General features: G+C 40.7%; 1 pseudogene. It reads left to right on the top strand.

The features are described 5' to 3' along the window. Positions 1-280: pseudogene (locus tag AAEY79_RS14590) on the top strand (NADP-dependent phosphogluconate dehydrogenase); the annotation flags it as partial.

Raw genomic sequence — 280 nt, 5'->3', positions numbered from 1 at the left:
CTGTGAGCACTCAGAAAAACTTGCGTATGCAGTTAAGCTCGAAGTTAGCAGGACCTGCACCAGTCAGTTTTAGTGATGCTGAAAAAGTGGCATTTATTGCTAATCTTGAAGATGCATTATACTGCGCTAAAGTGTGCTGTTATGCGCAAGGTTTTCAGTTAATGGCGATGAATGCTAAAGAGCAGAATTGGTCTTTAGATTTTGCTGAAATTGCTAAAATTTGGCGAGCGGGTTGTATTATCCGTGCTACGTTCCTACAGTCAATTACTAAGGCTTATCA

This window comes from Psychrobacter sp. GW64-MNA-CIBAN-0177 (genome assembly GCF_040309585.1).
Lineage (GTDB): Bacteria > Pseudomonadota > Gammaproteobacteria > Pseudomonadales > Moraxellaceae > Psychrobacter > Psychrobacter okhotskensis.
The sequence above is the reverse complement of the archived record's forward strand: the minus strand, read 5'-3'. Positions and strand labels throughout refer to the sequence as shown.